At 74.4% G+C, this 1,792-nt stretch carries 1 pseudogene; it reads left to right on the top strand.

Annotation, left to right across the window (positions count from 1 at the left end):
* Positions 1 to 75 precede the first annotated feature (75 nt).
* Positions 76 to 1,792, top strand: a pseudogene (locus ETD85_RS62080) (FtsK/SpoIIIE domain-containing protein); the annotation flags it as partial.

Here is a 1,792-nt window from a genome sequence, read left to right as displayed (position 1 = left end):
GTCCTCGACCTCCCCCCAGCCGAAGCCTCAAGCCACACCGCCGGCCAGACAGCCGGGATCCACCAACCCCTGCCGGCCCCGAGCAGCCGCTCCTCCATCGGACGCGGTCCCGGCCGTCCCGCAGCGCTGCCGGAGGCGTTCACCGAGGTGCCGCCGCTGCCGTTCGGCCTCACGGACAGGCCGTGGGCGCAGGACCGTCGCCCCCTGGCGCTCGACTTGCCTCACGGAGGGCACCTGCTCATCGCGGGGGCGGCGCGCAGCGGCAGATCGACGGCGCTGCGCACGATCGCGGGCTCCATCGCGGCCCTCGCCTCGCCGGAGGACGTGCACGTACACGCGATCGACTGCGGGTCGGGCGCGCTCCTGCCGCTGGTGGCGATGCCGCACTGCGGCGCCGTGGTGACCCGCGACCAGCTCGATCGGGTCGAGCGCCTGCTCACCCGGCTCAGGGCCGAGGTGGGACGTCGCCAGCAGCTCCTCGCCGAAGCCGGGCACGCCTCCCTGGCCGAATACCGCCAGGCGGGCCACCGTCTCCCCTGGATGGTGTTGCTGCTCGACCGCTGGGAGGGCTTCGTCGCCGCCTTCGAGAGCTACGACTACGGTCGCCTGGTCGAGGCGCTGATGCAACTCCTGCGGGAGGGACCGGCGGTGGGGCTCAGGGCGGTGGTCACCAGCGACCGGTCCGGGCTGCTCGGCCAGGTTTCGACTGCTTTCGACGACCGCCTGCTCTTGCGGCTCTCCGACCCGTCCGACTACGGGCTGGCCGGATTCCCGCTCAAGGGCCTGCCCGCGTCGGTCCCGCCGGGCCGGGCGCTGTCGATGGGCGAGCACGGCATCGTCGAGCACCACATCGCCCTGCTGGCCACCGACCCGGCGGGCCCGGCGCAGGTGGCGGCGCTCCAGGCCCTGGCCCGTACCGCCGCGACCTCGCCCGGCCTCGATGGCCGGGATGTGGAGCTCGCTGCGGAAGGCCCCGGTTCGAGGGGTGCCGCTGATCGGCCGGGTGAGCGCCAGGGCGCGGGTTCGAGCAGTGCCACTGACCGGCCGGGTGAGCGGCAGAGCGCGGGTTCGAGCAGTGCCACTGACCGGCCGGGTGAGCGCCAGGGCGCGAGTCCGGCTCATGAGCGGCTGCCCGTGGCCGGAAGGGGCGGGTGGCGATGGGGCGGCGAGCCGCCGCTGCGGGTGGACGCCCTGCCCATGCGGATCACGGCGTCCCAGACGCTCGCGCTGGATCCGGCGTTCAGTCCCCCGTCGCCCCTGTGGGCGCTGATCGGTGCGGGTGGCGACGCCCTTGCGCCGCTCGGGCTCGACCTGCTCGCGTACGGGCCCGGCGCGGTGATCGCGGGTCCGTCACGGTCGGGGCGGTCGTCGGCGCTGCTGACGGCGGCCCGCTCGCTCATCGCCCAGGGCACGCCGGTCATCGCCGTCACGCCGAGGCGCAGCCCGTTGCGCGAGCTGGACGGGGCGCTGGCGGTGCTCGACGGCAACGCCACCGACCTGCCGGAGCTGGTCGCCGACCTGCAGCAGTACGTCGTGCTGGTGGACGATGCGGAGCTGATCAATCCGGATGCGCCGCTGGGGACCGCGTTGGAGGAGGTGCTCCGCTCCGGGCGGGATGGTGATCACGGGCTCCTGATCGCCGGGACGACCGGGGATCTGGCCGTGGCCTATCGCGGGTTCGCCGCCGAGACACGCAAATCCCGTACGGGGTTGCTGCTGGCGGTGCAGAGCCAGGCGGACGGGGACATCTTCACCATCCGGCTCCCGCGCGGGACGGTGGGCGGGCCTCCGG

This window comes from Nonomuraea zeae (genome assembly GCF_005889725.1).
Lineage (GTDB): Bacteria > Actinomycetota > Actinomycetes > Streptosporangiales > Streptosporangiaceae > Nonomuraea > Nonomuraea zeae.
Note: the sequence above shows the minus strand (reverse complement) of the source record. Positions and strands in the feature narration are given on the sequence as shown.